The organism is Pseudanabaena biceps PCC 7429 (genome assembly GCF_000332215.1).
In the GTDB taxonomy this organism is placed as follows: Bacteria; Cyanobacteriota; Cyanobacteriia; order Pseudanabaenales; family Pseudanabaenaceae; genus Pseudanabaena; species Pseudanabaena biceps.
Genome location: NZ_ALWB01000335.1, coordinates 1 through 4,819 on the forward strand (window position 1 = coordinate 1; position 4,819 = coordinate 4,819).

Annotated in this window: 3 protein-coding genes; 1 reads left to right on the forward strand and 2 read right to left on the reverse strand. The window is 44.6% G+C overall.

What is annotated here, in order from left to right:
- The first annotated feature begins 354 nt into the window (after nucleotides 1–354).
- Nucleotides 355–1,902, forward strand: coding sequence for an NAD(P)H-quinone oxidoreductase subunit N (locus tag PSE7429_RS21870; protein WP_040690209.1), 1,548 nt, complete (start codon nucleotides 355–357; stop codon nucleotides 1,900–1,902).
- A gap of 423 nt (nucleotides 1,903–2,325) precedes the next feature.
- On the opposite strand, the gene purH is transcribed toward PSE7429_RS21870, so the two are convergent.
- Entirely contained in the window at nucleotides 2,326–3,891 is a 1,566-nt protein-coding gene (gene purH, locus PSE7429_RS21875; RefSeq protein ID WP_009629562.1) for a bifunctional phosphoribosylaminoimidazolecarboxamide formyltransferase/IMP cyclohydrolase, read from the reverse strand.
- A 155-nt stretch (nucleotides 3,892–4,046) separates the two neighbouring features.
- Nucleotides 4,047–4,724 carry a glutathione S-transferase gene (locus PSE7429_RS21880; RefSeq protein ID WP_009629563.1) on the reverse strand — a complete coding sequence of 226 codons (678 nt, stop codon included), beginning with the start codon at nucleotides 4,722–4,724 and terminating at the stop codon, nucleotides 4,047–4,049.
- Nucleotides 4,725–4,819: the final 95 nt, after the last annotated feature.

The following is a 4,819-nucleotide window of genomic DNA, read 5'->3' on the forward strand; positions in this document are numbered from 1 at the left end:
AGTCAAGGTGAGCGAGAATACTGGGATGACATTGTGGTTTAAGGATAAGCTTTTGCCCAAAGCAGTTTTGCAAGCGATCGAGCCATAATACCAAGTTACAGCGCTTCGCGCTCAAACCCAAACCAAGGAAATTTTTGAAAGCGTTGCTTTGCAACGCTTTCAAAAATTTCCTTGTGGTTCGTTTGATCAATAATTGCTGTAAGAAATGGCGTAGCCATTTCTTAACTTGGTATTATTTGGGTGATTTATTTGGGTGATTTATGCTTTTTATTTATGCTTGCCATAAAATCTACGAGCACTAATTGCTACCAAAATCTAGGTACAATTGCCATAGCAACAATACATAAATTAAGTATGGATACAGCAAGTCTCAATGCCCTGCTCAATAGTGGCGCGATTTTGCCAGAACTAATTGTCATTGGGACATTAGTACTCGTACTGATCGTCGATCTGATTGCATCGGGGCGCAAATCGGCAAATGTTCTCCCATATATTGCGATCGCTGGTTTAATCGCCTCCACTGCTGCCCTTGTGTGGCAATGGACGGGCTTAGAAAATCCGATCGCCTTTTTGGGCAGTTTTAATAGTGACAAACTCAGCATTATTTTTCGTGCCGTTATCGTCCTGTCCACTCTATTAACGATCCTCGTTTCTATTCGTTATTTAGAGCAGTCGGGGGTAGTGGTAGGTGAATATCTGGTAATTTTGCTTAGTGCCACGTTAGGAGCGATGTTCTTAACTGGTGCTGACGAAATGGTGATGGTATTTGTCGCCCTTGAAACCTTGAGTATTTCGTCATACTTGCTTTCGGGATACACCAAACGCGATCCGCGCTCTAACGAGGCTGCACTGAAGTACTTATTGGTTGGTGCGGCAAGTTCGGCAATTTTTCTCTATGGCATGTCGTTGCTTTACGGACTCTCTGGCGGCGAAACCTCGCTAACGGCGATCGCTTCAAAAATTACCGTTAGCAATACTGCGCTGATCATTGCGATGGTGTTTGTAATTGCGGGGATTTCCTTTAAGCTTTCAGCAGTCCCTTTCCACCAATGGACACCTGACGTTTACGAAGGCTCGCCCACACCTGTAGTTGCCTTTTTGTCGATCGGCTCTAAGGTAGCTGGTTTTGGACTTGCGCTCAGATTTTTGATTACTGCATTTCCTCTTGCTTCTCTGCAATGGCATTACGTGTTCGTGGTCTTGACTGTCTTGAGTATGGTCTTGGGTAATGTGGTGGCGATCGCGCAAACCAGCATGAAGCGGATGTTGGCTTACTCCTCTATCGGACAAGCGGGATTCGTCATGTTGGGCATGGCGATCGATTCCGAAGCGGGCTATTCCAGTATGGTGTTTTACCTGATCCTGTATCTGTTTATGAATATGGGAGCCTTTGCTTGCATCATTCTGTTTGCTTCACGCACGGGAACTGACCAGATCAGTGAATATAGTGGCTTATACCAAAAAGATCCTTTACTAACCCTTGCTTTGAGTATTTGCCTCCTCTCGCTCGGTGGTATTCCTCCCCTCGCAGGCTTCTTTGGTAAGCTCTACATCTTCTGGGCAGGTTGGCAGGCTCATGCCTATGGCCTAGTTTTGTTGGCGCTGGTCATGAGTGTGGTTTCTCTCTATTACTACATCCGCGTCGTCAAGATGATGGTAGTTAAGGAGCCTCAAGAAATGTCTGATTCAGTCAAAAACTATCCAGCTATTACTTGGACTCAAGTGGGTATGAAGCCTCTGCAAGCGGCGATCGTCTTTACGCTGATCTTCACAGCGATCGCGGGTATTGCTTCTAATCCTCTCTTCTCTCTATCCAATCAAGCCGTAAAAGAAACCCAGTTTCTCCAAGCTAAAGCCCCGAACGCTAAATCAGTAGCAGTCTTACCAACAACTGCACAGTAAAAACTGCACAGTAAAAACTGCACAGTAAAAACTGCACAGTAAAAACTGCACAGTAAGAACTGCACAGTAAAAAACGTCAGTTCGGGTCAAGCTGACAAATTTTAAAAGCCCAAAAGTAAAAGCCTTGCTTCGCAAGGCTTTTACTTTTGGGCTTTGAGAAAGGGTTTGCTACGCAAACCCTTTCTCAAAGCCCGTTTCAAATTATAGCTACAGTCACTTGATTTAACGCAAATCAAACCCCAAGAATTGACTGGCAGCGCTTCGCGCCGCCAGTCAATTCTTGGGGTTTATGTCCTAGTACAGCGACAGCTATACGTAAAAAAGGGCGCATTGCATCCTTTTTTTACGTAAAATTTTAGAGTCAATTAGTGGTGGGGCATTGCACCACCACTAATTTTTTGTTGTGTAAGGTGCGTAAACTACTTAATGGAGGAAGTGGCGCACGCCAGTGAATACCATAATCAATCCTAGTTCGTCAGCGGCTTTAATCGAACTATCATCCCGCATACTGCCTCCAGGTTGAACGATCGCGACAATCCCTGCTGCCGCCGCCGTCCTTACCGAGTCATCAAAGGGAAAAAAGCCATCACTAGCAAGGAAAGCCCCATTTACATTTTCACCAGCTTGCTCGATCGCAATTTTGGCGGAAGCAATCCGATTCGTTTGTCCTGCACCGATACCCAAGGTGGTCAAGTTTTTGGTAATAGCGATCGCATTAGATTTGACATGACGACTCACTTTCCAAGCAAAAATCAACTCTTGTAACTGATCGGGCGTAGGTTGCTTCTGGGTAACCACTTGCCATGTCTCAGGTTTGACTGGCTCATCATCCGCTCTCTGAACGAGCATTCCGCCAGCGATCGTCTTCACGGTTTCATGGGAACCTTGTTTGAAATCAGACAGAACTAGCACCCGTAAATTTGTTTTTTTGCTCAAAATTGCTGTCACACTTGGGACGCAGGCTGGAGCGACAATACATTCGAGAAAGGTTTTATTGAGCAGATTGGCAGTTTCTTCGTCAATGGGACGATTGAGAGCGACGATTCCGCCAAAAGCAGAGGTGGCATCCGCATCAAAAGCTTTTTGATAGGCTTCCGCAATAGTAGAGGCGATCGCCACACCACAGGGGTTATTGTGTTTGATGATGACGGCACAGGGGCGATCATCGCTAAATTCAGCGATAATACTCCTTGCTGCTTCTAGATCCAATAAATTATTGAAGCTAAGTTCCTTGCCCTGTAACTGTTGTGCGGCTGACCATCCCTTCGGGGTTGCACCAACCTGATACCATGTGGCAGGTTGGTGGGGATTTTCGCCATAGCGCAAAGGCTTAGGATTATTGCAAAGTAGGGTATAGGATGAGGACAGGGTATTTGCAGGTTCCTGTTCTGGATTAGTACTCTGGGGATTGGCTAAATATGTCGCGATCGCTTGATCGTAGGACTGGGTATGCTGAAAAGCCGCGATCGCTAATTTCTGACGAAACTCTAGGGTTGTTTCCCCATTATTTGCCTTCAGTTCGGCAAGGAATTCTGCATACTGGCTGGGGCTGGACAATACGGCAACGTGGCGGTAATTTTTTGCCGAGGCCCGGATTAAGGTTGGTCCGCCGATATCAATGTTTTCAATCGCATCTTCAAGGGTAACATCGGGCTTAGCGATCGTTTCTGCAAATGGATAGAGGTTAACAACCACAATCCGAATTGGTTGGATCGCATTGTCAGCCAGATCTTGTTGGTGTTCAGGTAGATCGAGTCTGGCTAAAATACCACCGTGAATGCGTGGGTGTAAGGTTTTTACTCGTCCGCCTAAAATTTCAGGTGCGCCTGTATAGTCGGAAACCTTTGTAACTTCAAGTTCTGCCGCCTTGAGTGCCTTAGCAGTCCCACCACTACTAATTAACTGAAAATTATAAGTGTTTGATAGTTCGCGGGCAAGCTCGAGTAGTCCTGTTTTGTCAGAAACACTCAAAAGGGCAAGGGATTTCATACTATTAGCTCCATATTCATTATGGGAGTTGGTCAAGGCATTACCCTAAGGCAATCTGTGTCAACTTCCTACACCATTTTATACCCTATAGCTGCTGTCAAAATCAAAGATGAGTGGTGGCGCTTCGCGCCGCCACTCATCTTTGGGGTTATCTCTTAATTCATATTAATTATGACTGCTTCTTGCTCAGGTATCCAAACAGGATACTTTTGCATCACTAACTCAAACAGCGCACTCGTTTCATGCCATTGGAGCCAGCGCTGCAAGCATTGATAGGGGCTTGATTGAAACCAATCGATATCGACATAGGCGAATTGTCTAATAAAGGGAAAGATGGCAACATCGGCGAAGGTTTGACGATCGCTAATTAAAAAATTACGATCTTGTTCTGGCGATCGCTTTTTTAGTTGCAGCTCTAAAACTTGCAGAAACTCCTCAGCTTGGAGGCGATAAAATTCCTGCGTTTTTTCAGGAAACCGATTGGGATACTTGTAGCGATCTAAGGCAATTTTAAACTCGCGATCATTAGTCGCAATTAAATATTTAGCGATCGTCGCATCGTCATCTGATAAATCACGCCAATCGAAAGGATCGTTTTTTTGAATTGCCCAATTCATAATATCAAGGCTTTCTTCTAAAACCTGAAAGTCTTTCTCAGTAAACACCTGCATTACAGGCGTAGTCCCTTTTGGGGAAATATCAAGCATGGGCTGAGGTTTATTTTTTAAAGAGACTTCCCTTAACTCGTACTTAATGCCTGCATAAGCGAGAGCCATTCTGGCTCGAATTGCATAGGGACATCGTCTAAAAGAATAAAGAATTGGGAAATACATATTGAAAATACATATTCATATTGTAGATATATTCACTTATACCAAATCACAAAATGGCTACGCCATTTTGTGATTTTAAAACCCTTACTGGGTTT

What these genes read in the sequence shown, in the direction of transcription:
- PSE7429_RS21870 (WP_040690209.1), top strand. Translation starts at nt 355, where the DNA reads ATGGATACAGCAAGTCTCAATGCCCTGCTCAATAGTGGCGCGATTTTG.
- purH (WP_009629562.1), bottom strand. Translation starts at nt 3,891, where the DNA reads ATGAAATCCCTTGCCCTTTTGAGTGTTTCTGACAAAACAGGACTACTC.
- PSE7429_RS21880 (WP_009629563.1), bottom strand. Translation starts at nt 4,724, where the DNA reads ATGTATTTCCCAATTCTTTATTCTTTTAGACGATGTCCCTATGCAATT.